Source organism: Streptomyces sp. WAC05292 (assembly GCF_003949955.1).
GTDB lineage: Bacteria > Actinomycetota > Actinomycetes > Streptomycetales > Streptomycetaceae > Streptomyces > Streptomyces globosus.
Window position 1 is genome coordinate 1 of record NZ_RPSE01000881.1, and the last position, 628, is coordinate 628.

The 628-nt window shown below is 71.8% G+C and carries 1 protein-coding gene; it reads right to left on the minus strand.

Going from position 1 to position 628, the window contains the following annotated elements; translation table 11 throughout:
* Nucleotides 1–545, minus strand: a 545-nt coding sequence (locus EF903_RS33550) for a phosphopantetheine-binding protein (RefSeq protein ID WP_148142685.1), incomplete at its 3' end; no start/stop codon positions are given.
* Nucleotides 546–628 lie beyond the last annotated feature (83 nt).

A 628-nucleotide genomic window follows, 5' to 3' on the forward strand; every position in this document is an offset into this window, starting at 1 on the left:
GGGGCGGCGGCCGCGGTGGGGGGCGCGGAGCCGGCGATGATGCCCACGATGTCGCGCAGCGTACGGAGTTCGGCGAGCTGCTCCGGACCTGCCGTCACGGTGGCGCCGGCGCGTTCCTGGAGGACGCCCATGATTTCGACGCGCTTGATGGAGTCGATGCCGAGGTCGGCTTCGATGTCCATGTCCAGGTCGAGCATGTCCGCCGGGTAGCCCGTCTTCTCCGAGACGACGGAGAGGAGGACCGCCTGGACGGCGCCCGCGTCCGGGCCGGAGGCCGCGGCCGGAGCGGGAACCGCGGCCGGAGCGGGGGCTGCCGCGGCCGAGCCGGCCATGATGCCGATGATGTCACGCAGGGTGCGGAGTTCCGCGAGCTGCTCCGGGCCGGCGGTGACGGTGGCGCCGGCGCGTTCCTGGAGGACGCCCATGATTTCGACGCGCTTGATGGAGTCGATGCCGAGGTCGGCTTCGATGTCCATGTCCAGGTCGAGCATGTCGGCCGGGTAGCCGGTCTTCTCCGAGACCACCTCCAGCAGCACCGCCTCCACCGCGCCCGACGTGGGGGCGGTGGAGGCGGTGCTGCTGGAGGTGGTCTCGGAGAAGACCGGCTACCCGGCCGACATGCTCGACC